Annotated in this window: 19 protein-coding genes; 15 read left to right on the forward strand and 4 right to left on the reverse strand. The window is 71.8% G+C overall.

Features of this window, described 5'->3' with window-relative positions; translation table 11 throughout:
- Window positions 1-81: 81 nt before the first annotated feature.
- Window positions 82-1,677: a D-alanyl-D-alanine carboxypeptidase/D-alanyl-D-alanine endopeptidase gene (gene dacB / locus I2501_RS20475; protein ID WP_196195581.1), complete on the reverse strand. Its 1,596-nt coding sequence runs from the start codon at window positions 1,675-1,677 to the stop codon at window positions 82-84.
- A 285-nt stretch (window positions 1,678-1,962) separates the two neighbouring features.
- Here dacB and I2501_RS20480 point away from each other — a divergent pair, with 285 nt between their 5' ends.
- Together I2501_RS20480 and I2501_RS20485 are read left to right on the forward strand one after the other, a co-directional pair.
- Window positions 1,963-2,235: a ribbon-helix-helix domain-containing protein gene (locus I2501_RS20480; RefSeq protein WP_196195582.1), complete on the forward strand. Its 273-nt coding sequence runs from the start codon at window positions 1,963-1,965 to the stop codon at window positions 2,233-2,235.
- Entirely contained in the window at window positions 2,232-2,624 is a 393-nt protein-coding gene (locus I2501_RS20485; RefSeq protein WP_196195583.1) for a PIN domain-containing protein, read from the forward strand. Before I2501_RS20480 ends, I2501_RS20485 begins: the two co-directional genes overlap by 4 nt.
- A 46-nt stretch (window positions 2,625-2,670) precedes the next feature.
- Here the strand turns inward: I2501_RS20485 and malQ are convergent, their stop codons facing one another.
- Window positions 2,671-4,839, reverse strand: a complete 2,169-nt coding sequence (gene malQ / locus I2501_RS20490; RefSeq protein ID WP_328806504.1) for a 4-alpha-glucanotransferase — start codon at window positions 4,837-4,839, stop codon at window positions 2,671-2,673.
- A gap of 428 nt (window positions 4,840-5,267) precedes the next feature.
- On the opposite strand from malQ, the gene I2501_RS20495 reads away from it, so the two are divergent.
- Window positions 5,268-9,350 carry a beta-N-acetylglucosaminidase domain-containing protein gene (locus tag I2501_RS20495; RefSeq protein ID WP_196195584.1) on the forward strand — a complete coding sequence of 1,361 codons (4,083 nt, stop codon included), beginning with the start codon at window positions 5,268-5,270 and terminating at the stop codon, window positions 9,348-9,350.
- A 231-nt stretch (window positions 9,351-9,581) separates the two neighbouring features.
- Here I2501_RS20495 and I2501_RS20500 read toward each other — a convergent pair whose 3' ends face one another.
- A complete protein-coding gene (locus I2501_RS20500) occupies window positions 9,582-10,169 on the reverse strand; it encodes an HNH endonuclease (protein WP_196195585.1) in 588 nt (195 codons plus the stop codon).
- A 295-nt stretch (window positions 10,170-10,464) separates the two neighbouring features.
- Here I2501_RS20500 and I2501_RS20505 point away from each other — a divergent pair, with 295 nt between their 5' ends.
- The 9 genes from I2501_RS20505 to I2501_RS20545 all read left to right on the forward strand — a co-directional run bounded on the left by I2501_RS20505 (window position 10,465) and on the right by I2501_RS20545 (window position 21,330).
- Window positions 10,465-11,523: a mechanosensitive ion channel family protein gene (locus I2501_RS20505; RefSeq protein ID WP_196195586.1), complete on the forward strand. Its 1,059-nt coding sequence runs from the start codon at window positions 10,465-10,467 to the stop codon at window positions 11,521-11,523.
- A gap of 184 nt (window positions 11,524-11,707) precedes the next feature.
- Window positions 11,708-12,826 (forward strand): ABC-2 transporter permease, encoded by a 1,119-nt coding sequence (locus tag I2501_RS20510; RefSeq protein ID WP_215909837.1) that lies wholly within the window; start codon window positions 11,708-11,710, stop codon window positions 12,824-12,826.
- Window positions 12,827-13,021: 195 nt separating this feature from the next.
- Window positions 13,022-14,239, forward strand: a complete 1,218-nt coding sequence (locus tag I2501_RS20515) for an ROK family transcriptional regulator (protein WP_196195588.1) — start codon at window positions 13,022-13,024, stop codon at window positions 14,237-14,239.
- Between the two features lie 173 nt (window positions 14,240-14,412).
- Complete coding sequence (locus tag I2501_RS20520) at window positions 14,413-15,768, forward strand: extracellular solute-binding protein (protein WP_196195589.1); 1,356 nt, start codon at window positions 14,413-14,415, stop codon at window positions 15,766-15,768.
- 131 nt (window positions 15,769-15,899) lie between these two features.
- Window positions 15,900-16,907, forward strand: a complete 1,008-nt coding sequence (locus tag I2501_RS20525) for a carbohydrate ABC transporter permease (RefSeq protein WP_196195590.1) — start codon at window positions 15,900-15,902, stop codon at window positions 16,905-16,907.
- 22 nt (window positions 16,908-16,929) lie between these two features.
- Window positions 16,930-17,835 (forward strand): carbohydrate ABC transporter permease, encoded by a 906-nt coding sequence (locus I2501_RS20530; protein WP_196195591.1) that lies wholly within the window; start codon window positions 16,930-16,932, stop codon window positions 17,833-17,835.
- Window positions 17,835-19,103 carry a 6-phospho-beta-glucosidase gene (locus I2501_RS20535; RefSeq protein WP_196195592.1) on the forward strand — a complete coding sequence of 423 codons (1,269 nt, stop codon included), beginning with the start codon at window positions 17,835-17,837 and terminating at the stop codon, window positions 19,101-19,103. The genes I2501_RS20530 and I2501_RS20535 overlap by 1 nt, the downstream gene beginning before the upstream one ends.
- An 8-nt stretch (window positions 19,104-19,111) precedes the next feature.
- Window positions 19,112-20,236: an N-acetylglucosamine kinase gene (locus I2501_RS20540; protein WP_196195593.1), complete on the forward strand. Its 1,125-nt coding sequence runs from the start codon at window positions 19,112-19,114 to the stop codon at window positions 20,234-20,236.
- Between the two features lie 125 nt (window positions 20,237-20,361).
- A complete protein-coding gene (locus I2501_RS20545) occupies window positions 20,362-21,330 on the forward strand; it encodes an alpha/beta hydrolase (protein ID WP_196195594.1) in 969 nt (322 codons plus the stop codon).
- A gap of 21 nt (window positions 21,331-21,351) precedes the next feature.
- On the opposite strand, the gene I2501_RS20550 is transcribed toward I2501_RS20545, so the two are convergent.
- Window positions 21,352-21,726 (reverse strand): cupin domain-containing protein, encoded by a 375-nt coding sequence (locus I2501_RS20550; RefSeq protein WP_196195595.1) that lies wholly within the window; start codon window positions 21,724-21,726, stop codon window positions 21,352-21,354.
- A 99-nt stretch (window positions 21,727-21,825) separates the two neighbouring features.
- Here I2501_RS20550 and I2501_RS20555 point away from each other — a divergent pair, with 99 nt between their 5' ends.
- The 3 genes from I2501_RS20555 to I2501_RS20565 all read left to right on the forward strand — a co-directional run bounded on the left by I2501_RS20555 (window position 21,826) and on the right by I2501_RS20565 (window position 24,909).
- Window positions 21,826-22,284: a MarR family winged helix-turn-helix transcriptional regulator gene (locus tag I2501_RS20555; protein ID WP_196195596.1), complete on the forward strand. Its 459-nt coding sequence runs from the start codon at window positions 21,826-21,828 to the stop codon at window positions 22,282-22,284.
- Window positions 22,285-22,438: 154 nt separating this feature from the next.
- Window positions 22,439-23,785, forward strand: a complete 1,347-nt coding sequence (locus I2501_RS20560; RefSeq protein WP_196195597.1) for a hypothetical protein — start codon at window positions 22,439-22,441, stop codon at window positions 23,783-23,785.
- Between the two features lie 14 nt (window positions 23,786-23,799).
- Window positions 23,800-24,909: a glutamate ABC transporter substrate-binding protein gene (locus tag I2501_RS20565; RefSeq protein ID WP_196195598.1), complete on the forward strand. Its 1,110-nt coding sequence runs from the start codon at window positions 23,800-23,802 to the stop codon at window positions 24,907-24,909.
- The last annotated feature ends 90 nt before the right edge of the window (window positions 24,910-24,999 follow it).

A 24,999-nucleotide genomic window follows, 5' to 3' on the forward strand; every position in this document is an offset into this window, starting at 1 on the left:
GCTGGCCGCCGAACGACGGAGGGTGGTGCCGGGCGCTGTGCGCGCTCGGCACCACCCTCGGTCGTTGTTGTTGACGCCGCGTCAGTGACCCGACACGGCCTGCTCCTGGAGCAGGCCGGCGATGCGGGCGAGGTCGTTGCCGCCCTCAATGACGCCGTTGATGTCCGGCACCGAGGCGCCGTTCACGACCAGGTAGTAGGTGTAGTAATGGCCGCCGCAGACCTCCATGTAGCCGCCGATGCTGAGCGCGCCCTCCGCGATCCGGTTGTTGAGCGCGTCCTCACCGGCGACCGTGCCGGTCTTGCCCCAGACCTTGCCCTTGCCGGGGCAGGTCGCGCTGCCCTGGCAGACGAAGGCAAGTGATCCGTCCACGCCCATCAGCGGCAGGGTGTCGCGGAACCGGATCGCGTCCGGGGTGTGCAGCCAGTAGTGCAGCAGTTCGTTCTCGCCGCGGGGCGTGACGCGGTCGTTGGGGTCGCCGCCGCGTCCGTCGTTCAGGTTGAACTGGGTCGGGTCGATGCCTGCCCCGACCAGGAACCGGTGCAGCACGGTGAAGCCGTCCCCGCACTGGTGGCTGCCGATGGTGACGGCCTGGAGGCAGAGGCTGAGGTTGGCCCCGAGGTTGTGGCTGACCTTGAAGATCAGCCGCACGTACTGCCAGAACTCCGGTGACACGTAGGCGGCGACGCGCGGCGTGCCCGCGTAGGAGCCCGGCAGCAGCCGGGACGGGTTGGGACCGGTGGGCGGCGCGGAGACGGTGACGCCCGCCCGCTGCAGCGCCTCGATCAGCGCGGTGCGGCCGAAGGCGGCCGGGTCCTGGATGCCGGACACCTGCAGCTGCGGCTGCGAGCCCGCGGCGATGGTGCCGGACACGTGGATCCGGGTGCCGTTGTGCGAGGTGGTGAAAGTGACGGCTGTCGGCCCGCCCGCCGCCACGGTCCTGACGCTGGAGGTGACCTGGTAGGGAGCGACCTGCGGGCGCCAGAAGAGCTTGGCGGCGTGTCCCGGGGTGGTCGGGGTGGAGAGCAGGTCGATCAGGTTGTCGTTGATGATCAGCGGGTCCGGCGCCGGATCGAAGGCGGGGGCCGTGGTGAAGAGGCGGTTGTCGATGACGACGTTGCCCTGCACGTGGGTGATGCCGGTGCTCCGGATCTGCCGGGCGATCTGGTCGATCCCGGCGAGCGGGTCCTCGGGGGTGAGCTGCGCGCCGGGGACGGCGCCGGCGTAGGTGTGGTCGATGGGCCGGAAGTCCACCGAGCCGTCGGGCTTGGTCCGACCGCCCATGGTCAGGTCACCCTGGGCCACCAGGGCCAGCGCACCGTTCAGCGTGGAGCCGCTCCGGTGGCCGAGCTGCTGCACGGGCGTGGTGAACCGGTGGTCGAAGCCGAGCGCGTGGATCGCCCCCGAGACGGCCACCAGCTTGGCGGTCGAACCGGGCAGGAAGAACTGGTTCGGGTACTGGGAGTGGATGACCCGACCGGTCTGGTCGTCGATCTCCAGGAGGCCCCACTGGGCGTGCACATAGGCGGGCTTGTGCATGATCGCTTCGATGTCGGGGCTGAGCGAGGCGTCCCGGTGCGCGGCAGCGGGGCCGCCTGCCGCCGTCGTCAGTGCGGTGACCAGCGCGGCAGTCAGGGCCGTGGCCCAGCGACGCCAGTGTCTGGCGGTCAGACTCATCCATTCACCTGTTCCGGCCCGTGCCGACGCCGGCATGGCCCTGCGTGCGGAGGTGCGTGCGGAGCACGCTGTGAGCACGACAGGGGTACCTCGACCGGAAGGGATCCCCACCTCCACTCCGGGCCTTTCACCCACCCGTGGCAACAGCGGAGGTGACGCTACGTCAGTTGCGCTGGCCGCCGGCCGCCTGAGCTCACCCCTCGCGCAGCACCGCAGCCAACCCAACTCACGAGGGGCCCTGTCGAGGAACTCGGCCGCGATGCCATACAGTGATATGGTCGATGTATGGCATCCAAGAAGGTCACCATCACACTCGAAGAGGCCCTCGTCGAGGCGATGAACGTTCTGGCGCGCGAGGCCGGCGTGCCCGTGTCACGCCTGATCGCCAGTGCTGCCGAACGCGAGCTGAGGCTGCGCGTGGGACGCGCCGAGTTCGTCGCGTGGCAGGCCGAACACGGCGCGCTCACCCCGCAGGAGCTCGCCGACGCCAGGGCCGAGATGGCCACCGCCGACGCCGAGTACCTCAGCGGCGGCGGCTCCGAGGCCGGTGCGGCGTGAACATCCCTTACGTCTACGACGCCGGGGCGCTGATCGCGATCGACAACGACGACCGCCGCATGTGGGCCCGCCACCACCTCGCCCTGGAGGAGGGCCGCGACATCCACGTGCCTGCTGTCGTCATCGGCCAGGCCTGGCGAAATGCGCGGCGACAGGTCCGCCTCGGCCGGATCCTGTCCAGCTGCTCCATCGAAACTGTCGGAGCCGACGTCTCCAAGGCCGCCGGCGTGCTCTGCGGAGCGACGGGAACGGCAGACGTGGTCGATGCCACGGTTGTGGTCATGGCCGCCGCGCTGGGCGCCATTGTGTGGACCTCGGACCCTGGTGACCTCAAACTACTGGCCGACGAATCGGGGGCGCGCCCCGCGCTGGTGATCCGTACCGTGTGAGCGGCCGTTCCTGACGTGATGTCACCCTGACCCCTGGCCAACGCCGTCATCCCTCGCGCAGCACCGCGCCCAGTTCCGCCGTGCGCTCCGCCGAGGCCAGGCGTTCCAGCGTGGTCGGCTTGCCGTTGGCGTCGGCGATCGGGAGGCGCCAGTTCGGGTACTCCGTGGAGGTGCCCGGGAGGTTCTGCGGGCGCGGGTCGCCGACGGTGTCCGGGAGCCAGACGCCGACGAGCTTGGCGGGCGTGCGCAGCAGGTAGCGGTGGAGTGCGCCGACGGCCTCGGGGAGGTGGCGGCCGTCCGGGGGTTCCAGCAGGTCGGCGGCCGGGCCCTCGCCGTAGGGCGGGATCGTCATCAGGCCCTCGCGGGCCAGCTCGCCGAGCCACTCCTCGCGCTCCTCGTCGGCCGTGGCCTGCTCCTCGGCCAGCGGCTTGTTCAACAGGCCGAGCTCGTGCCGCAGTTCGACGTGCTCGCCGCTGAGCCTGGCGGCGGTGCTGGGCAGGTCGTGGGTGGTCAGCGTGGCCAGGCACTGCTCGCGCCAGCGGTCGGGCGGGAGCGGCGAGCCGCCGCCCTGCTCGGACCAGTCGCGCTCGAACCAGAGCACCGAGGTGCCCAGCACGCCCCGGCCTTCCAACTCCTCGCGGACGCCGGGCTCGACGGTGCCGAGGTCCTCGCCGATCACGATCGCGCCCGCGCGCTGCGCCTCCAGCGCCAGGACGCCGAGCATCGCCTCGGGGTCGTAGCGGACATAGGTGCCCTCCGTCGGCGGACGGCCCTCCGGCACCCACCAGAGCCGGAACAGTCCCATCACGTGGTCCACGCGGAGCCCGCCCGCGTGGCGGAGGTTGGCGCGCAGCAGGTCGGCGAAGGGCGCGAAGCCCGCGTCGGCGAGGGCGTCCGGACGCCACGGCGGGAGTCCCCAGTTCTGGCCGTGGGCGTTGAACGCGTCCGGCGGCGCGCCCGCGCTGATGCCGTCGGCCAGGCAGTACTGCAACGCCCAGGCGTCCGCGCCGTCCGGGTGGACGCCCACGGCGAGGTCGTGGACCAGGCCCAGCGGCATGCCCGCCGCGCGCGCCGCGTCCTGGGCCGCGCCGAGCTGTTCGTCGACCAACCAGGCCAGCCAGCAGTGGAAGTCGACGCGTCCGGCAAGCTCCGCGCGGGCGCGCAGCACCGCCGCGCTGCCGGGGTCGCGCAGCCCGCCGGGCCAGCGCCGCCAGGTGGGTCCGTGCACCTCGGCGAGCGCGCACCAGGTCGCGTACTGGAGCAGGCCGTCGCCCTCGCGGCGCAGGAACGCCTGGTAGGCGGCCTCGCGACCGACGCTGCGCGGGACGGCGTGGAGCACCCGCAGCGCCTCGGTCTTGGCGGCCCAGACCGCGTCGCGGTCGATCAGCGCCTCCTCGACCAGCACCCCTTCGCGCAGCCGCGCACCGCGCAGCGCGGCGTCGCGGACCCGCTCGCGCTGCTCGGCCGTCAGATAGGCGTACTCGGGGACGGCCTCGACGCGCAGGTGGACCGGGTCGGCGAAGCGGCGCGAGGAGGGGCGGTAGGGGGACGGGTCCGAGTGACCGTCAGGTCCCGGCGGCATGCCCGCGTGCAGCGGGTTGACCTGGACGAAGCCCGCGCCGAGGGTGTGGCCGGACCAGAGCGCGAGGTCGGCCAGGTCGCCGAGGTCGCCCATGCCCCAGGAGCGCTCGCTGAGCAGCGAGTAGAGCTGGACCAGGAAGCCCCAGCTGCGCTGCTGCGGCCCGGCCAGCCGGTCCGGGGCGACCAGCAGCGGCGCGGCGGCGGCGAGCCGGTCGCCGAGGCGGGCGCAGAGGGTGTGCCGGCCGACGGGCAGGTCCGCCGGGATCGGCCGGGTCTCCCCCGCCTCGCCCCGATGGGCGCCGCGCGGGAAGGGCGTGGGCAGGGTGACGCTGCCGCCGTCCTCCAACTCCACCCAGGCCTCGGCCGCGCCCGGCAGCGCCACCTCCTCGGCGCGTCCGGCGCGGACCACGACGGCGCGCGGGAGCAGCCGCTGTGCTCGCCGGTCGTGCAGGCCCCGGAGCGCCTCGTCAGCGCGCTCGTCGTCCCCGGCGTCGACGCCCATCGCGGCCAGCACCGCCACCAGGGTCGTCTCGGGCACCGGCCTGCCCTCGAACTCGGTGTCCACCCCGAAGGCGTGGGCGAGCGTGTGAAGCGCGCCTGCGCCAGGGGAGTTCGGAGGTCGGTCGGCGGCCACGTGGTCTCCTCGTTGCACGTCGTGCGCGGGTCGTGCGGGGGAGCCGGCACGGGTCTCGCGCGGGTGTCGATCGGTTCGCACGGACACGGGAGGCGCGGCGTCGCGACGCGGACCGCACTTCCGGCCCGGCAGGGCACCTTGTCACCTACCCAGACGGGCGGCTCTTCGACACCGGCAAACGGGTGGTGACGGGCGGGACTCCGGCCGGTTGCCAACACGCCCGCGCATTGACATGTCGTGGCTGGAGATGGTGGGGTTGAACCCGTTCGGCGGAGTTCAGTCAGGCGGTTCCGGGGGCGCGTGCGACTCTTCGCCGATCTCCGGTCCCGGGTACGGGCGCGAGCGACGCCCCGACAGCCCCTCCTGGACCTGCCCGGCTCCGACGGGCGCGACCGCTGCACGCTTCCGACCAGGCATCAGGAGTCCCCGTGGAGGACCACCGGCCCGCTCCGGCCAACGACGGGATCGTCGCGGCTCTCGGCAGCAGTCTGCGGCGGACCATCGCCGAACACACCGGCCTCCAGCAGCTGTTCGGCTCCGCGCCCGCGCTGACCGCGCGCCGGACCGCCGCCCGCACCGCGCGCCGTCTCGCGCCGGAGACGGCGGACCGGCTGATCTCCCAGTTCAAGGGCACCGCACCGCTGCTGACGCTGGGCAGCCGGATGAGCGCACAGGTCGGCGCGCAGGTCCGCACCCGCAGCGCGGCGCTCCGCGCCAGTGCCGCGTTCACCGTCGCCGCCGTGGTCAGCGGCGGGCTCGTCGGCACGGCCGGACCGGCCTCCGCCCTCGCCCACAACGCCGTCGCCCGGACCGTCGGCGTAGGAGCGACCACCGGCGGCGGGCAGAACGGCGCTGCGGGCAACTCGGGCAACGCAGGCAGCTCGGGCAACGCAGGCGACCCGGGCAGCACCGGCGGCCTCTCCCACGCCACCTCGGGCGCGCCGAGCGGCGGCGGAGACGTCTCCGGGCCCGCCATCTACCCGCGCCCGCAGCGCGAGCACACCCAGGGCACCGCCGTCGCCAAGCCGGCTCGCGTCGCGCTCGCCGCCGCGCCGCACGCCGACCCGGGCGCGGTCGCCGTGCTGAAGGCGGCGCTCCGACTCGCGGGCGTGCGCACGGTGGACACCGTCTCGCCGAACACCGACCCGCAGCCCGGCGTGCTGACGATCTACGTCGGCGGCGGTGCCGAGGGTGCGAGCGGCGGCACCGACCGCGCGCTGCGCACGCTCTCGACGCCGACCTCGGCCGTCCCGTCGCCCAGCGGCCTGCCCTCGGGCGGCTACGTGCTCGCCAGCGGCAGCGCCACCGTCGGCCCGCCCGGGAAGACCGCCGCGGGCGGGATCGCCGTGCTGGCGGGCGTGGACGCGGACGGCACCTTCAACGCGGTGCAGTCGTTCCGGCAGATCCTCGGCCAGGGCGGCACACTGCCCGGCCTGGTCGTCCAGGACTGGCCGTCCTCGGTCCGACGCGGCGTCAGCGAGGCCTTCTACGGCACGCCGTGGACCACCCCGCAGACCGTCGACATGCTCGACTTCATGGGGCGGACCAAGCAGAACTACTTCCTCTACGCGCCGGGCGACGACCCCTACGACTCGACGCTGTGGCGCACGCCCTACCCCTCCTCCCAGCAGGCCGGGCTGCGGACGATCACCCAGGCCGCCGCGGCGGACCACATCACCGTCGCCTACTCGCTCTCGCTCGGCGGCTCGCTCTGCTACACCTCCAGCCAGGACCAGAACGCCCTGATCGCCAAGATGCAGCAGCTGTGGTCGCTGGGCGTGCGCTCCTTCCAACTCGACTTCTCCCAGGCCACCTACTCCCACTGGCACTGCCAGGCCGACGCGGACGCCTACGGCCACGGCGCGGAGGCGGCGGCCCGCGCGCAGGCGGACCTGGTCGACGTGGTGCTGCGGCGGTTCATCACCCAGCACCCGGACGCCGACGCGCTCACCCTGCTGCCCAGCGAGTTCTACCAGGACGGCAGCACTCCCTACCGCACCGCGCTGGCCAAGGAGTTGGACCCCAGCGTCCTCGTCGTCTGGACCGGCGTCGGCGTGCAGCCCGCCACCATCACCGCGAGCGACCTGACGGGCGCCCAGCAGGCCTTCGGTCACCCGCTGGTGACCGAGGACAACTACCCCGTCAACGACTCCGCACAGGACCGCCTCTACCTCGGTGCGTACCAGGGCCGCGACCCGTCCGTGGCCAGCGACGCCGCCGGACTGCTGGTCAACGCCATGCAGCAGCCCGTCGCCTCGCGCGTCCCCCTCTTCACCGCGGCCGACTTCGCCTGGAACCCCGGCGGCTACCAGCCGCAGGCGTCCTGGCAGGCCGCCGTCGCCGACCTGGCGGGCTCGGGCGACCCCAAGGCCGAGTCGGCCCTCTCCGCGCTGACCGGCAACAGCGCCTCGTCCCCTCTCGGGCAGACGGAATCCGCCTACCTGCGCCCGCTGTTGGACGCCTTCTGGTCGGCGTTCGAACCGGCCTCGCCCCGGCCGAACTCCGACGACCCCGCCGCGACGGCCGCCCGCGCCCGGGCCGCCTCCCAGCTCCGTTCCGCGTTCACCACCATGGCACAGGCCACTGACAACCTGGCCCAGGTCGACGGCGGACAGCTGGAGTCCGAGGACGACGCCTGGGTCACCCAGCTCGCCGGCTACGGCGTGGCCGGGCAGACCGCCGTCGACATGCTGAGCGCCCAGCGCGCGGGCGACAACGCGACCGCGTGGAAGCTCCGGCTGAGCCTCGCCCAGCAGGTCGCCGAGCTCGACGAGAACGGCGTCACCATCGGCGACGGCGTGCTGGACCCGTTCCTGGACCGCGCGCTCCAGGCCTCCGACAGCTGGGCCGGCGTCGACGCGGGCCAGCTGACCGCCTTCAGCACCATGGGCGCCGCACCGAACGACGACCCGGCGCTGATGGTCGACGGCGACCCGAGCACCTACTACCTGTCCGCCGACCCGCCGCAGACCGGCGACAGCTTCGGCGTCGACCTCGGCAGCGCCACCCCGGTGCGCAGCGTCCACATCCTGATGGGCGGCCCGACCGGAGACGTCGCCGCGGGCGACATCATGCAGGACGCGGTGCTGGAGTACTCCACCGACGACACCACCTGGCACACCATCGGCAGCTACCAGGGCCAGTCCGAGATCGACGCCACGCTCCCGTCCGGCGTCGTCGCCCACTACCTGCGGCTGCGTGCCACCCAGGCCCAGAACAGCACGGTCGCGGTCCGCGAGTTCAGCGTCACCACGCCGTTCACCACGCCGACGACGGCCGACGGCCCCGCCGCCGCGCCCGGCTACCCGCTGGCCAACCTGGTCGACGGGGACCTCGACTCCCCCTACCGCGCCGCGTCCGCCCCGCAGCCGGGCGACGGCATCAGGGTGACGCTGGGTCAGACCCGGCCTCTGAACCGCGTCGTGGTGCTGACCGACCCGGGTACGTACGCGCCCGGCACGGTCGAGGTCCACAGCGCCGACAAGGGCTGGACGGCGATAGGCGCGGTCGCCCGCGACGGCTACACCGAGCTGGACACCGACCCGAAGCTCAAGGTCGACCGGATCCGTATCGCCTGGACCGGCGGCGCGAACAGCCCGGCGCCCGTGGTCTACCAGGTCATCCCGTGGTACGCGGACACGCCGCCGGCGTCGCTGCAGCTCTCCCAGCAGAGCGTCGACCTGGAGGCGGGCGGCGGCGCGGTCCCGCTGGGCAGCGTGCTCCAGGCGCAGGGCGTCGGCGGCGCGACGGGCACGGTCACCGCGCAGCTGCCCGCCGGGGCGAAGGGCCTCACCGTCAGCGGCACCGGCCCGGTCGCGCTCCCGCGCGGCGGCTCGGCGGCCATCCCGCTCGGCCTCACGGCGTCGGCGAGCACGCCGCCGGGCACGTACACGGCGCACATCGTCTTCACCGTCGGCAGTCGGCAGGCGTCCCAGGACGTCACCGTCCACGTCTACCCGAGGACCGGCGGCCCCGACCTCGCGCTGACCGCGACGGCGTCCTCCTCCGCGGACGCGCCGGACTTCCCGGCCTCCAACGTCAACGACGGTGATCCGACCACGCGGTGGTCCTCGCCCGCGTTCGACAACGAGTGGGTGCAGTTGCAGCTGGCGCAGCCGGCGGTGATCGCCAAGGTCGTCCTGCACTGGCAGGACGCGTACGCGTCGCGCTACCTGATCCAGACCTCGATGGACGGTCAGAACTGGACCACGGTCGCGACGGTGGACAACGGCCAGGGCGGCAACGAGACCGTCCCGTTCGCCGCGGTGAACGCGCAGTACGTGCGCATGCAGGGCGTCTCCCGGGCGACGAACTCCGGCTACTCGCTGTGGGGCATGGAGGTCTACGCGGTCACCAGCCCGCCCACGCCTCCCACGCAGCAGCCGGGCTCGACGGCGAGCCCGTCCCCGAACCCGTCGACCACGCCGAGCCCGTCTCCGAGCGATTCGGCTACGCCGGACCCGACTGACCCCTCGTTCCCCGACCCGTCCACCTCTCCGACGGCGGGGTAGTTGCACCACCCCAGGGGCGCGGGGAACCTTGGGCAGCAGGCCGGCCATGCACCTCAGGGGCGCGGGGAACTGCGCGACAAGCCACCCACGCAGGTAGAGCCCCGAACGACCAGGGCCATCCGCACCGGGTGGTTTCTCGCGCAGTTCCTCGCGCCCCTGAGGTAGTGCAACTGTACGCAGCAGCACACGCTCGCCCACGGCAACGAAAAGGCCCCGGGGAGACGCGCAGCGTTACGCGCTGAGCTCCACCGGGGCCCCTGGGGGCGCGCCGCCGGCATGATGATGGGCTGGGATCGGCGCGAGATGCGCCAACTCCTCCGCCGTGCCGTATGGCTCCAGGTACGGGCGCCAGCGCGGATCGCGGTGGCCTGTGCCGATGATCCGCCAGGCGAGGCCTGTCGGTGGGGCAGGGGTCCGCTTCATCCGCCAGCCGAGATCGGCGAGGTGGCGGTCCGCCTTGACGTGGTTGCACCGGCGACACGCGGCGACGACGTTGTCCCACGCGTGCTGCCCGCCACGGCTGCGCGGAATCACGTGGTCGACGCTGGTTGCGACGCCACCGCAGTACACGCAGCGCCCGCCGTCGCGGGCGAACAGCGCCCTGCGGGTCAGCGGGACCGGGCCACGGAACGGGACTCGGACGAAACGGGTCAGTCGGACGACGGACGGAGCCGATACGGCTGTGGTCGCGCTGTGCATCAGTACCCCGGTGTCCTCGAGGCTCACCGCCTTCTTGTCGAGGACGAGGACCAGGGCGCGTCGTAGCGACACGACGCCCAGTGGCTCGTAGGACGCGTTCAGGACCAGAACTTGCGGCACGAGGGCCTCCCTTTCCGCCGACGGCGCGTGGCTCGCGCCGGGACGACTGATCACCCGGGCGGGGTGATCTCCTGACAGTGTCGCCGCCCGAGGTGCAAAGGCGCCAGCATGTCCGGAGTTCCGGCCGGGTGTGTGCTCCCCCACACCGGAAGCCCACACCGGCATCATGCCCACAGTCACCGCAGGTGAAGCACGGTAACGGCGGGTCAGCGGGGTGATCCACACACTCCTGCACACACTTCTCACGCACCTGCGGGTTTGCGTCGGGTTCGGTGCCGATGGCTACTCTGGGGCGATGTCCAGCCAGACCTCTCCAAGCACCAGTTCGACCTCCCCCACGGTCTCCCTGCACGACGCGAGCCAGGCCGTCGGCTACGTCAGCCAGCACTGGCAGGCGTGGGTCACCGACGCGCTGCGCATGATCTTCATCGCGGTCATCGCGCTGGTGGTGCGCGCCCTGGTGGTGCGGCTGATCGACAAGATGGTCGAGAAGATGGCCAACAGCACCGGCCACCACCACTCGGAGAGTGCGTGGATGTCGGGCCTGCTGGCCAATGCGGAGCGGCGGCGGCAGCGGTCCCAGGCGATGGGCTCGGTGCTCCGCAGCGTCGCGTCCTTCGTGATCCTGGGCACAGCGGCGATCACCATCCTGCCGGTGCTGGGGATCAACCTGGCCCCGCTGCTGGCCAGCGCGGGCGTCGCCGGTGTCGCGATCGGTTTCGGCGCGCGCAACCTGGTGACGGACTTCCTCTCCGGCGTCTTCATGATCCTTGAGGACCAGTACGGCGTCGGCGACCAGATCGACACCGGGGTGGCCACCGGCACCGTGCTGGAGGTCGGCCTGCGGGTCACCAAGCTGCGCGGCGCGGGCGGGGAGATCTGGTACATCCGCAACGGCGAGGTGAAGCGGATCGCCAACCTGAGCCAGGGCTGGGCGACCGCCAGCGTGGAGATCCCGCTCGGCTACCACGAGGACCTGGACCGGGTGAAGGAGCTGATCCTGGCCGCCTCCGAGGAGATGGACAAGGAGGAGGAGTGGGCCGAGTCGCTGATCGAGCCGGTCAAGGTGCTGGGCGTCGACTCGCTGGCCGCCGACTCGATGATCGTCCAGGTCTCCGTCAAGGTGCTGCCGGGCAAGTCGCTGGGCGTCGCGCGTGAGCTGCGCCGCCGGATCAAGATCGCGCTGGAGGATGCGGGGATCCGCCTCGGGGCCACCCTGCCCATCGAGGACGCCGTTCCGGCCCAGCGCCCCGCGTCGGACATCAACGCCCCGTCCGTCCTCGGCGACCCGCTGAGCGCGCAGTCGCGCGGCACCGCGCCGATACCCGGCCTGGACGACCCGCTGCAGAAGTAGGCGCGCAGACTCCACCGCACGAGGGCGCGGGCCCGACCGGTCACCCGGCGGCCCCCGCCCGCGCCGGTTGCCGACCCACGCCGGCGCCGGCCGACACCCGCCGACGCTTGCCAACCCCAAGGACATCGTTGTAAAGTACAACTTAGTCGCTTAGTTGTAATTACCAATCGTTTCTGGGGTGAACATGTCCGCCACGGCCACCACCGCCGCACCCTCCGAACGCGCCGTCCTCCGGCGCGTCCTCACCCACCTGCTGCTGCCGCTGCTCATGTGCCTCGGCATGGGGCTCGCCTACGAGAGCGCGTTCCACGCGCCGTCGCCGCACCACATGAAGGTCGCGGTCATCGGCGCCACCCCGCAGGCGGACGTGCTGGCCCAGACGATCAAGGACCAGGCGGGCGACGCGCTCGACGTGACCACCCTGCCGAGCGCCGACGCCGCCAAGGCGCAGATCATGAACCGCTCGCTGGTCGCCGCCTACCAGCCCGGCGCAGGCACCCCGCAGCTCTACGTCGCGACCGCCAACTCGGGCACCGACGTCGAGGTGGCCACGAAGATCTTCACCACCGTCGCCGCGACCGGGCACCAGCCGCTGGCCACGGTCGACCTCACCCCGATGCCGTCGCAGGACCCGACCAACCAGGCGCTCTTCTTCCTGCTGGTGGCCATCAGCATCGGCTCCTACGGCAGCGTCGCCGTGATCGGCGGCGCGGGCGCGGCGCTGCGGGTGCGGACGCAGGCGGCGCTCTGCGTCGGCGTCTCGCTCACGGTCGCGGTGATCGGAACGGTGCTGGCCGGGCCGGTCTTCGACTTCGTCCACCACGACCTTGCCGGACTGTTCGCGCTGGCCTGGGTCTACTCCTTCGCGGTGGCCGGGATCGGGACCGCGCTGCACCACTTCCTGGGCCGCTGGACCACGCTGGGCACGATGCTGCTCTTCGTGATGCTGAACTTCACCTCCTCCGGCGGCGTCTTCCGCCCCGACCTGCAGAACGGCTTCTTCGGTTCGCTGCACTCGTTCTGGATCGGCTCGGGCTTCGTCGAGGGAACGCGGAGCATGATCTACTTCGACGGCCGCGGCGGCTTCTCGACCGACGTGTGGATCCTGGCGATCTGGGCGCTGGTCGCCGCCGCCGGGCTCGGCATCACCGGCCTGGTCAAGTCCCGGCAGTCGCAGGGCTCGACGCTCGTCGCGGCGTCGAACGTCCCGACCGCGATCCCGACCGCGACCCTGGCTACTGCCCCTGCCTCGGAGACGCCGGACGACATTCGGGAGGAAGAGGAAGAAGCCGTCTCGGTCTGATCCAAACCGCCCGCTCACCCCTCCCAACGCCCCGGGTAACGCTTCGGTCTCCAAGAGAATCGAGGCTTTCCCGGGGCATTGACATCCCCTCATCCGCAGCCGTACGTTCCTGGCCAACCGTTAGGAAACTTTCCTTTCAGTTCAGGGCCCAGTCGTCCTCCATGAGGGCGACGCGAGGGAGAGTGGGGGAACGCCATGGCGACCGGCCGCAGCAACGCCTCGCAGCCCGGTACCCCGAGGCTGCTGCGTGCGATCAACGACCGCGCCGCCCTGGAGCTGCTGCTCGAACAGGGTCCCCTGTCCCGGAGCCAACTGGGCACGCTGACCGGGCTGTCCAAGCCCACCGCGTCCCAGCTGCTCACCCGGCTGGAGAGCGCCGGACTGGTCGTCCCGGTCGGCACCACCGCCGGACGTCCGGGCCCCGGCGCGCAGCTCTACGAGATCAACCCGCGCGCCGCCTACGTGGCCGGCCTGGACGTCAGCCCCGAGCGGGTCCGGGTCTCCATCGCGGACATCACCGGACGCGTCGTCACCGAACACCGGCTGCCGCAGCACGAGGACGACCCCGGCCCGGCCGGGGAGCAGGTCGGACGCGCCCTCGACGTCGCCACCACCGCTGCGGGCCTCGACCGCAGCGAGCTGCGCGCCGTCGTCATCGGCACGCCCGGCGCGCTCGACCCGGCCACCGACGAACTCCGCTACGCCGCGCACCTTCCCGGTTGGCACTCGCCCCGGCTGCTGGAGGAGCTGACCGCGGAGCTCGGCGTCCCGGTCGCGCTGGAGAACGACGTCAACCTGGCCGCCGTCGCCGAGCAGCGCGTCGGACTGGCCCGCGGCCTCCAGGACTTCGTGCTGCTCTGGGTCGAGGCGGGCATCGGCGCCGCCCTGGTCCTGGGCGGCCGGATGCACCGCGGCCACACCGGCGGCGCGGGCGAGATCGGCTACATGCCGATGCCCGGCGCGCCGCTGATCAAGAACCCCGAGCTGGAGACCGCGAACTCGGGCGGCTTCCAGGAACTGGCCGGCGCCCCGGCCGTGTTGGAGCTGGCCCGGGAGCACGGTCTCGACGGCGACACGGCCCAGGCCGCCGTCGCCGACGCGGTCCGACGGGTGGAGGCAGGCGACACCGCCGACGCCTCCGGGGCCGTGTTCCTGCGCACCCTCGCGGAGCGCCTGGCCACCGGCCTAGCGGCGGTCGTCGCGGTGGTCGACCCGGAGCTGATCGTGCTCAGCGGCGCGGTCCCGCGCGCCGGAGGCGAACGCCTGCGCGCGCTGGTGCAGGAGGAGTTGTCGGGGCTGGCCGTGCCCCGACCGCGCCTGCTGCAGAGCGAGCTGTCCGGCTCGCCCGTCGTCATCGGCGCGCTCCAGACCGCGTTGGCGACCGTGCGAGAACAGGTCTTCTCCACACACTGACCCGCACCACGGAAACACCGGCACTACAGGAACACCGGCACCGCGCACCACATGCACCGCCGCACCACCTGCACCGCAGCACCGCCCCCACCCCGGCAACGGACCGGCACCCGCACCAGGCCGCGCCCGTAGCCCCGTGCATCCACCACCGGTCCCAACCCACTGGAGTCCCCGTGTCGACTGCCCTCCCCCGCAGAGGACGCCGCGCCCTGGCGGCCCTCGCCGTGACTGCCTCGCTCGCACTCACCGCCGCCGCCTGCACCGGCCAGCCCAACACCGGCGCGCAGGGCAATACCGGGACCGACAACAAGCCGGTCACCATCACCTTCTGGCACGGCTGGAGCCAGCCCAACGAGCTCGCCGCGATCAACTCCGACATCGCCGCATTCGAGAAGCTGCACCCGAACATCAAGGTCAACGCGGTCAAGGCGGTCTCCGGCGACACCATCACCCAGGGCCTGCGCGCCACCGGCGCCAGCGCGCCCGACGTGGTCTCCGACTTCTCCACCACCGACGTCGGCAAGTTCTGCTCCACGGGCGCGTTCGTCAACCTGGACCCGCTGATGGCGAAGGACGGGATCGACCCGAAGACCACCTTCTCGCCAACCATGCTCAGCTACACCCAGTACAAGGGCGACCAGTGCTCGCTGCCGCTGCTGGGCGACGCGTACGGCCTCTACTACAACACCGACATGTTCAAGGCCGCAGGCATCGCATCGCCGCCGAAGACCTTCTCAGAGCTGGCCGCCGACGCGGTCAAGCTGACCAAGGGCGACGGCTCGCAGCAGCTCGGCTACATGCCGCTGTGGGACTACTACGAGCAGAACACCGGCTACGTGGGCGGCCAGTACAACCCGACCTACTTCACCCCGGACGGCAAGTCCAACCTCGAGAACGACCCGACCTGGCCCGCAGTGTTCTCCTGGCAGAAGAGCCTGGTCAACCAGCTCGGCGGCTACGCCCATCTGGAGAAGCTGCGCACCGGCTACGGTGACGAGTTCGCCGCCAACGCCTTCGACAAGGGCAAGGTCGCGATGCAGCTGGACGGCGAGTGGCGCATCTCCAACCTGCAGCAGGACAACGTCCCGTTCCACTGGGCCACCGCGCCGTTCCCGGTCCCGGACAACATGGCGGCCGACTACGGCATGGGCTTCCAGACCGGCACCATCATCGGCATCAACCGCAACAGCCAGAAGCAGGCCGCGGCCTGGGAGTTCGTGAAGTTCATGACCACGGACACCAACGCGCTGGTCACCTTCGCCAACGCGATCGACAACGTGCCGAGCACCCTGGCCGCGCTCAAGTCGCCGGACCTGAAGCTGCCGAGCACCTTCCAGACCTTCCTGAACGTGGCCGCCGACCCCAAGTCGGTGACCCAGCCCGCCACGCCGGACGGCGACAACTACGTCACCATCCTGCAGAACCTGGGCCTGGACCTGCAGTCGGGCAAGCAGACCGACGTGACGGCCGGACTGAAGAAGGCCGACTCGGACATCGACAACTCGCTCGCCCAGGCCGGGGCGCAGTGACCTCCGGGTTCTGACACCGACCTCCGGGTTCTGACACCCGTCACAGCCGGACCGGTCGGAGCACGCACCCGCTCCGGCCGGTCCGGCCCCCGCCCCCTCTCCTCCTCCCCCGTCACCCGGTGGTGAACGTCATGAGCAGCACGACGGCCGAGACCGGCCCGTCCCCCACCCAGCGCCGGGCGCGCGCAGGCAGGCCTCCGGTCGCGCCCGCGCTCAAGCGCAAGCGCCGCCGCGAGCTGCGGGTGGCACTGGCCTTCCTCTCCCCGTGGCTGATCGGCTTCGCGATCTTCTTCGCCTACCCGCTGATCTCCACCGTCTACTTCTCCTTCATGCACTACGACGGCTACAACCCGCCGAACTTCGTGGGCCTGAAGAACTGGAACTACGTCCTCACCCAGAACCCGTACTTCTGGCAGGCCATGCGGAACACGCTGTGGCTGGTCGTGGTGATGGTGACGCTGCGGGTGATCTTCGGGCTCGGCATCGGGATGCTGATCACCAAGATCAAGACGGGTGCGGGCTTCTTCCGCACCGCCTTCTACCTGCCGTACCTGGCTCCTCCGGTGGCGGCGACCATCGGCTTCGCCTTCCTGCTCAACCCCGGTACCGGGCCGGTCAACCACGTGCTCGGCGAGCTCGGCCTGCCGCAGCCCGGCTGGTTCAACGACCCGAACTGGTCCAAGCCCTCGCTGGTGCTGCTGGCGCTGTGGGGCATCGGCGACCTGATGGTCATCTTCATGGCCGCGCTGCTGGACGTGCCGACCGAGCAGTACGAGGCGGCGTCGCTCGACGGCGCCAGCCCTTTCCAGCGGTTCCGCTTCGTGACGCTGCCGAACATCATGCCGATCATCATGTTCGCGGTCGTCACCGGCGTGATCCAGACGCTGCAGTTCTACACCCAGGCGATTGTCGCCGGTCAGGTTGCCTCCGGCGTGATCAGCGGCGCGGGCACGAACTACGTCCCCGGCTACCCCAGCGGCTCGACCTGGACCGTCCCCCAACTCGTCTACAACCTCGGCTTCCAGAGCAACGACGACATCGGCTCGGCCTGCGTGGTCTCGCTGGTCCTGTTCGTGCTCGCGATGGCCTTCACCTCCCTGCTGATGCGCCGGCGCTCCGGCCTCATGGGCGACGACTGAGCAGGAAAGGAGCCATCCGACCATGAGCGACACACTGACTCTCGACACCCCCGCGAGCGCCCCGGCGCCCGCGCCGCGAACGGCCGCGCACCGCCGGGCCGTTCGCAACCGCAGGCTCAACTGGATCGCCGTGCACTCGCTCGGCATCGCCGCTGCGCTGTTCTTCCTGCTGCCGTTCGTCTTCCTCTTCCTGACCTCGCTGATGAGCGACGACCAGACGCTGAGCGCCAACCTCTGGCCGCAGCACTGGGTCTGGAGCAACTACATCAACGTGTTCAAGGTGCCGGGCTTCACCAGCTGGTGGAAGAACAGCATCATCTACTCCGTCTCCGGAACGGTGCTGACCGTCGTCTCCTCGGTCCCGGTCGCCTACGCGCTGGCCAAGTTCCGCTTCCCGGGGCGCCGGGTGGCGATGATGGCGGTCATCTCGATGATGATGCTGCCGCCGCAGGTGATCATCGTCCCGATGTACCTGGTCTGGACGAACCAGCTGCACCTGACCGGCACGCTGTGGCCGCTGATCATCCCGATGGCCTTCGGGGACGCGTTCTCCATCTTCCTGCTGCGCCAGTTCCTGCTGACCATCCCCAAGGAGTACCTGGACGCGGCCAAGGTCGACGGCTGCGGCGAGTTCACCACGCTGTGGCGGGTCGTCCTGCCGATGATCAAGCCGGCCATCTCCGCGGTCGCGCTGTTCCAGTTCTTCTACTGCTGGAACGACTTCTTCGGCCCGCAGATCTACCTGGCGCAGAACCCCGCGTCGTGGACGGTCTCCTACGGTCTGCAGACCTTCCACAGCGCGCACCACACCGACTGGAACCTGACCATGGCCGCCACCCTGCTGGTGATGGCGCCCGTGATCATCGTCTTCTTCTTCGCACAGAAGGCCTTCATCGAGGGCGTGACACTGACGGGAGTCAAGGGCTGATGAGCCTCAAGCTGGTCGTCGTCGGGGGCGGCTCGACGTACACGCCGGAACTGATCGACGGCTTCGCCAGACTCCGCGACACGTTGCCCATCGGCGAGTTGGTCCTGGTCGACCCGGCCGCTACACGGTTGGAGCTGGTCGGCGGCCTGGCCCGGCGGATCTTCGCCAAGCAGGGCCATCCGGGCACGATCACGACCTCCACCGACCTCGACGCGTCCGTCCAGGGCGCGGACGCGGTGCTGTTGCAGCTCCGCGTCGGCGGGCAGGCCGCCCGCAACGAGGACGAGACCTGGCCGCTGGAGTGCGGCTGCGTCGGCCAGGAGACCACCGGCGCGGGCGGCCTGGCCAAGGCGCTGCGCACCGTCCCGGTCGTCCTGGACATCGCCGAGCGGGTCCGCCGGGCCGCGCCGGACGCGTGGATCGTCGACTTCACCAACCCGGTCGGCATCGTCACGCGGGCACTTCTGACGCACGGTCACAAGGCCGTCGGGCTCTGCAACGTGGCCATCGGCTTCCAGCGCAAGTTCGCACGCCTGCTCGGGGTCGCGCCGGAGCGCGTCCAGTTGGACCACGTCGGACTCAACCACCTCACCTGGGAGCGCGGCGTCCGACTGGACGGCAAGGACGTGCTGCCGGACCTCATCTCCGGGCACGGCGAGGCGATCGCCGAGGACCTGGAGCTGCCGCTGTCGCTGGTGCGGCAGTTGGGCGTGGTGCCGTCGTACTACCTGCGCTACTTCTACGAACACGACGCGGTCGTGGCCGAGTTGAAGCAGCAGGGCTCGCGCGCCGCCAAGGTGGCGGAGATCGAGCGCGAGCTGCTGACGATGTACGCGGACCCGACGCTGGACGAGAAGCCGGAACTGCTGGCGCAGCGCGGCGGCGCGTTCTACAGCGAGGCGGCCGTGCAGCTGGTCGCGTCACTGCTGGGCACCCAGGGCGGCGGACCGTCCGAGCAGGTGGTCAACCTGCTCAACCGGGGCACCCTGCCGTTCCTGCCGGACGACGCGGTGATCGAGGTCCCGGCCCTGGTCGACGCGGCGGGCCCGCGCGCACGGCCCGTCGCCGCGGTCGAGCCGCTCTACGCCGGGCTGATAGCGCATGTCACCGGCTACGAGCAGCTCGCGCTGGACGCGGCGCTGCGCGGCGGCAGGGACCGCGTCTTCCAGGCGCTGCTGGCTCATCCGCTGGTGGGACAGATCGACCTGGCGGAGCAGTTGACGGACCGTCTGATCGCGCACAACCGCGAGCACCTGGCGTGGGCGTGACGACCTTCATGACACCTTCCCATCACCCCGACGCCGACCCCTCGGGCGACCATGCGGCTGACCACACGGCCGACGCCTCGGACGACGGCGAGGCAGGGAACCCCCTCGGCGCCGGCACGGTCGGCGCCGAGGGCACCGAGCTGGTCGCGGGCGTCCTCGCGATCGACGCGGGCAACAGCAAGACCGACGTGGCCATCGTCAGCGCGACCGGCGCGGTCCTCGGCTCCGCCCGCGGGGAGGGCTTCCGGCCCTACGTGGGCGGCCCGGACGCGGCGATCGACCGGCTGGCGGCGATCGTCGCCGAGGCGGCGGCTGCGGCGGAACTCCCGCTCGGTCAGGGCCCGTTGGTCACGCACGCCTCGGCGTGCCTGGCCAACGCGGACCTGCCGGTCGAGGAGCGGGAACTCCAGTCGGCCATCGCGGCCCGGGGCTGGTCCCGGACCACGGTGGTGGCCAACGACACCTTCGCGCTGCTGCGCGCGGGCACGGACGCGCCGCGCGGCGTCGCGGTCGTCTGCGGCGCGGGCATCAACTGCGTCGGTCTGCTCCCCGACGGCCGCACGGCGCGGTTCCCCGCGCTCGGCCAGATCACCGGGGACTGGGGCGGAGGCGGCGGCATCTCCCTGGAGGTGATGTGGTCCTCCGTCCGCGCGGAGGACGGCCGCGGACCGTCCACCGCGCTGGCGGCCGCCGTCGCCGACCACTTCGCCCTCGACAGCGCGAGCTCGGTGGCGGAGGCCGTCCACCTCGGCGAGCTGCCGGAGTCCCGCCTGCACGAACTGGTCCCGGTCCTCTTCCGCTGCGCAGAGGCGGGCGACGCCATCGCCCTGGAGCTGGTCCACCGCCAGGCGGAGGAGATCACCACGCTGGCGGGAGTGGCGCTGCAGCGGTTGGACCTGCTCGACACCCCGGCCGACGTCGTCCTCGGCGGCGGAGTTCTGGCGGCGAGACAGCCGCTGCTGCTGGACGCGGTCGCGGAACTGCTGGCAGCGCGAGCGCCGTTGGCCCGACCGCGAGTCGTCACCACGCCCCCGGTGGTGGGGGCGGCACTCCTGGGGTTGGACCACCTGGCGGCAGCGCAGCTGGGTGGCGGACCGGCAGCGCAGGCGAAGCTGCGGGCGGCGTACGCATAGCTGAGCCGCCGGGAAGTCGCACGTTCCTCAGGAGCGCGGGATCACCCGGCGCCACCGCACAATTCCCTTGCGACGCCGAGAACGGGACAGCTACCGTGCCCGGCGATCGACCACCACCGAGGGGGATGACCGTGCCCGTACCGTTCGACGCAGAGCTGCAGCCCGTCCAGGCCGAGATCATGGCGGAGGACGAACCGCCGATCGGCGTCGAGCGGCTGGCGGAGATCCGCGCCGGGGACGCGGCCGGGGTGCCGTCGCACGAGACGCTGAGCCGCGAGGGCCGGTTCGCCGTGACCGAGCGGACGGTGCCGGGGCTGCCCGGCGAGCCCGAGGTGCCGCTGCTGATCTGCACGCCGGTGGACGCTCCCGCGTCACGGCCGGTGCTGTACTACTCGCACGGCGGCGGCACGTTCTGCGGTGACCACCGGATCGCCCTCGACCCGATGCTGGACATGGCCGAGCTGCTCGGCGCGACGCTGGTCTCGGTCGGCTACCGGCTCGCACCCGAGCACCCGCACCCCGCGCCGATCGACGACGTCCACGCGGGTCTGCTGTGGACGGCGGAGCACGCGGACGAGCTCGGGATCGACCCGGAGCGGATCGTCGTCGCGGGGCCGAGCGCCGGCGGCGGCCTGAGCGCCGCGCTCGCGCTGACCGTGCGGGACAAGGGTGGCCCGCGCCTGCGCGGTCAGCTGCTGATGAGCCCGATGCTCGACGACCGCAACGACAGCGCCTCGGCCTGGCAGATGGACGGCCTCGACATCTGGGACCGCAGCTACAACGGGTTCGGCTGGAGCAGCCTGCTCGGCTCCGCGCAGGGCGGTCCGGACGTCTCGCCGTACGCCGCGCCCGCCCGCACCACGGACCTGTCCGGCCTGCCGGCCGCCTTCATCGACGCCGGCTCCGCCGAGTGCCTGCGCGACGAGGCCGTCGCCTACGCCCAGCGCATCTGGCAGGCCGACGGCGAGGCCGAGCTGCACGTCTGGGCCGGCGGCTTCCACTGCTTCGACCGGGTCGTCGCCGATGCCGCGATCAGCCGCGCCGCACGCGAGGCACGCCACTCCTGGCTCCGCCGCATCCTGGCCGCCGGCTGACGGTTCCGCGCGGGCAGTTGCTCAGTTCGCCCACGGCGGCGCGAGCCGGGAGCCGTCGGCCAGGAGCGCCTCCAGGCCGACCGAGGTGCAGGTCCACATCGCCGCCGCGAAGTCGCTCTCGTTGTCGACGCGGAGCGTGCTGCCCGCGTTGACGATCAGGACGTCGCCCGGCGCGAGCTCGGCGCGTTCGGCGTCGACGGTGACGGCGAGGCGGCCGTCGAGCAGGTGGATGATCTCCTCCTTGGTGACGGTGTGGGCCGTGCCCGCCGTGTGAGCCGGGATCTCGGCGCGCCAGGCGGAGAGCTCCTTGGAGCCGGTGGACGGGTTGGCGTAGGCCAGGAAGCGGGCGCCGTGGATCTCGTGGGGCCGGGCCTCGGTGCTGCGGATGAAGGGCATGGCAGGTTCCTTCCGACACGAAGAACAGGAACAGATAGACAAGTAGCTTGTCCATCTCGATACAGACAAGCTACTTGTCCATTGCGCTAAGGTCAACCCATGGACAGCAGCACCCCCGACGCGACCGCCCTCTCCTTCTCCACGCTCGTCCTCGCCCTCGCGGGCGAGCTCGTGGAGGGCATCCACCGACGCGTCGTCGACGCCGGGTTCGACGATCTGCGGCCGACGCACGGCTTCGCCTTCGCGCGGATCTCGCACGGCGGGGCCACCACCGCCGACCTCGCGGCGCACCTCGGGGTGACCAAGCAGGCCGCCGCCCAACTCGTCGAGGAGCTGGTGAAGAAGGGGTACGTCGAGCGCCACCCGCACCCCACCGACGCCCGCGCGCGCCTGCTCCAGCTCACCGAGCGCGGCTGGGCCTGCACCCGCGCCGCGGACGCCGCAGCCGTCGCCACCGTCGCGCCCTGGCGCGAGGCCCTAGGCGCGCAGCGGTTCGCCGAACTGACCGGGGATCTGGCGGCACTGGGCCCCAAAGGCCCGATTCGTCCGGCTTGGTGACGCCCGGTCCGATCGTCGTACCCTGCTGACGACTTGTGTCACAGCTCTGCCGCGAAAGCCCAAGATCGCAGCATCCGGGGTGTGCCGGTCGAGGTGGGCGGCCATACTGCTTGCGAAACACGCAGAGGCGCAGGGGAAGGGGGACGCGCACAGTATGGCCACCACGCTGCAGGAACCACCCGTCCAAGGCCGGACCCGAGGCCGAGGGCCGCGGGAGCGGGCGACCGCCGTGCTGACCGGCACGCCGCCGAGGCGCCTGCGGTCCGGCGCGCTCGGACTCGCCGTGCTCGCGCTGCTGTTCGGCGCGCTGACGGTCTGGCAGGTGAACGCGCGGACCACCGCCGCCGACAACGGCGTCAACCACAGCCAGCCGCTCAGCGACGACGCCGCGCAGATCTTCCGGTCCCTCGCCGACGCCGACACCACCGCCGCGACCGGCTTCCTGCAAGCGGGCGCGGAGACCGCGACCGTGCGCGACCAGTACAACGCCGACATCGCCACCGCGTCCAAGCTGCTCACCCGGGCCGCCGCGCAGACCGACCCGAACGACCCCGGCCAGCAGTGGATCCAGCAGCTCAACACCCAGCTCCCGGTCTACGCGGGGCTGGTGGACACGGCCAAGGCGGACGACCGGCAGGGCCTGCCGCTCGGCGGGGCGTACCTGAGCTACGCCTCGAGCCAGATGCAGGGTCAGATGCTGACGGAGGCCCAGAACCTCTACAACGCCGAGACCGCTCGGCTGCACGCGGACTACGACGACGCCCGCTCGCTGCCGTGGGCCGCGCTCGGCCTCGGGGTGGTGGTGCTGGTCCTGCTGGTCCGCGCGCAGGTGCTGCTGTACCGGCGGTCCAACCGGGTCTTCAACATCGGGCTGGTGCTGGGCACCGCGTGCGCGACGGTGGCGCTGCTGTGGCTGGCGGCCGGGCAGAGCGTCGCCTCGTCGTACCTCTCCGACAGCGACACCCAGGGCGCCGCGCCGCTTCAGGTGCTGAACGAGGCGGGCATCGAGGCGCTCAAGTGCCGTGGCGCGGAGAACCTCAACCTGGTGGCCCGCGGCTCGACCACCTCCTACGAGGACGCCTGGGAGAAGGACAGCGCCGTCCTCGGCAACCCCGGCGGCACCAGCGGCTACCTGCCCACCGCCCGCGGCATGACGGCGGGTGACGCGGTCTCCCAGCAGGCGCTGACCGCCGCGCTCAGCGACTGGCACACCTGGCAGTCGCGGCACGACACCGCGTACGCCGCCAACCAGGCGGGCGACTACCAGACGGCGCTGAACGACACCATCGGCACCGGGAGCACCACCATCAACGCCTCGTTCACCGGGCTGGAGAGCAGCCTCGACAGTGCCGCCGCGCACGAGCAGGCGCAGTTCACCAGCCTCGCCGACCAGGGACGCAACGCCACCACCCTGCTCGCGCCCGGCGCGGGCCTGCTGGCGGTGCTCGCGGCGGTCGGCGCGGTGGCGGGCATCAACCGACGCGTGGCCGAGTACCGGTAGGGAGGAGCGCACTGATGAGTACCACCGACCGGCCGCGCGCCGGACAGGCGTCGCCCACCGGACCGGCGTCCCGTACGGAGCAGGTGTCGCGTACAGGGAAGGTGTCGCGTACAGGGAAGGTGTCGCGTTCGGGGCAGGTGTCGCGTGCAAGGCAGGCGTTGCGCGTCCTCCGGCGTCCCGGCGTATGGGCCGCGACCGCGGCGCTGCTGCTGGGCGGCTTCGCGTTCGCGGGCAGCTCGGCGGCGGACACGGGCGGGCTGGTCACCGACGCCCCCGTGCTCGTCGCCCACGCGCCCGCCCACGCCCCGGCGGACGCGAGCGGCGGCTGCGACCAGCAGGCCAGCCAGACGCCGAGCACCTCGGACAGCGGCCCTGACGTCCAGAAGATCCTGCAGCGCGGCAAGTTGGTGGTCGGCATCGACACCAACAGCTACCTGTGGGGCTTCCGCGACCCGAAGTCGGGTCAGCTGGAAGGCTTCGACATCGACCTGGTGCACGCCATCGCCCAGTCGCTGTTCGGCGACCCGAACGCGGTCGACTTCCTGGCCGTGCCGACGGACCAGCGGATCAACGCGCTGGAGACCGGTGAGGTCGACATGGTGGTGCGCGCCATGACCATCACCTGCGCGCGCGAGCAGCAGGTCTCCTTCTCCGCACCGTACTTCACCACCGGTCAGCAGCTGATCGTGCCGGGCACCTCGCAGGTGACCGGGTTCGACAGCTCGCTGAAGGGCCAGCGGGTCTGCACCGCCTCCGGCTCGATCGCCGAGTCGAAGCTGCAGGCGAGCCCGTACAAGTCGCAGGAGGTGCACGTCGCCAACCAGCTGGACTGCCTGGTGCTGATGCAGCTGGGCCAGGTCGACGCGACCATCACCGACGGCGCGCTGGCGGCGGGTCAGGCCGCGCAGGACCCGACGCTGAAGCTGCCCGGCGCGCTGCTGGACACCGAGTTCTACGGCGTCGCCGTCAAGCACGACGCCTGGGACCTGGTCGCCAGGGTCAACGCGGTGATCCAGTCCTACGAGGCGAACGGCGGCTGGCAGGCGAGTTACCAGCACTGGCTCAAGCAGGGCACCTCGAAGGACGGCACCCCGCCCGTGGCGCACTGGGTCAACGAGCAGTGACCGGCCCCCGCCGCCGCCCCCGCGCAGCCTCACCCGCGACCGGGCTGACCTGCGAGGACAGGCACAGCCGTAGCGAAGACGTCAAGGAAT

Source organism: Streptacidiphilus fuscans, assembly GCF_015690355.1.
In the GTDB taxonomy this organism is placed as follows: domain Bacteria; phylum Actinomycetota; class Actinomycetes; order Streptomycetales; family Streptomycetaceae; genus Streptacidiphilus; species Streptacidiphilus fuscans.

What these genes read in the sequence shown, in the direction of transcription:
- I2501_RS20545 (WP_196195594.1), top strand. Translation starts at nt 20,362, where the DNA reads ATGACCGTGCCCGTACCGTTCGACGCAGAGCTGCAGCCCGTCCAGGCC.
- I2501_RS20510 (WP_215909837.1), top strand. Translation starts at nt 11,708, where the DNA reads ATGTCCGCCACGGCCACCACCGCCGCACCCTCCGAACGCGCCGTCCTC.
- I2501_RS20515 (WP_196195588.1), top strand. Translation starts at nt 13,022, where the DNA reads ATGGCGACCGGCCGCAGCAACGCCTCGCAGCCCGGTACCCCGAGGCTG.
- I2501_RS20530 (WP_196195591.1), top strand. Translation starts at nt 16,930, where the DNA reads ATGAGCGACACACTGACTCTCGACACCCCCGCGAGCGCCCCGGCGCCC.
- I2501_RS20550 (WP_196195595.1), bottom strand. Translation starts at nt 21,726, where the DNA reads ATGCCCTTCATCCGCAGCACCGAGGCCCGGCCCCACGAGATCCACGGC.
- I2501_RS20505 (WP_196195586.1), top strand. Translation starts at nt 10,465, where the DNA reads ATGTCCAGCCAGACCTCTCCAAGCACCAGTTCGACCTCCCCCACGGTC.
- I2501_RS20565 (WP_196195598.1), top strand. Translation starts at nt 23,800, where the DNA reads ATGAGTACCACCGACCGGCCGCGCGCCGGACAGGCGTCGCCCACCGGA.
- I2501_RS20480 (WP_196195582.1), top strand. Translation starts at nt 1,963, where the DNA reads ATGGCATCCAAGAAGGTCACCATCACACTCGAAGAGGCCCTCGTCGAG.
- I2501_RS20525 (WP_196195590.1), top strand. Translation starts at nt 15,900, where the DNA reads ATGAGCAGCACGACGGCCGAGACCGGCCCGTCCCCCACCCAGCGCCGG.
- I2501_RS20535 (WP_196195592.1), top strand. Translation starts at nt 17,835, where the DNA reads ATGAGCCTCAAGCTGGTCGTCGTCGGGGGCGGCTCGACGTACACGCCG.
- dacB (WP_196195581.1), bottom strand. Translation starts at nt 1,677, where the DNA reads ATGAGTCTGACCGCCAGACACTGGCGTCGCTGGGCCACGGCCCTGACT.
- I2501_RS20540 (WP_196195593.1), top strand. Translation starts at nt 19,112, where the DNA reads ATGACACCTTCCCATCACCCCGACGCCGACCCCTCGGGCGACCATGCG.
- I2501_RS20560 (WP_196195597.1), top strand. Translation starts at nt 22,439, where the DNA reads ATGGCCACCACGCTGCAGGAACCACCCGTCCAAGGCCGGACCCGAGGC.
- I2501_RS20555 (WP_196195596.1), top strand. Translation starts at nt 21,826, where the DNA reads ATGGACAGCAGCACCCCCGACGCGACCGCCCTCTCCTTCTCCACGCTC.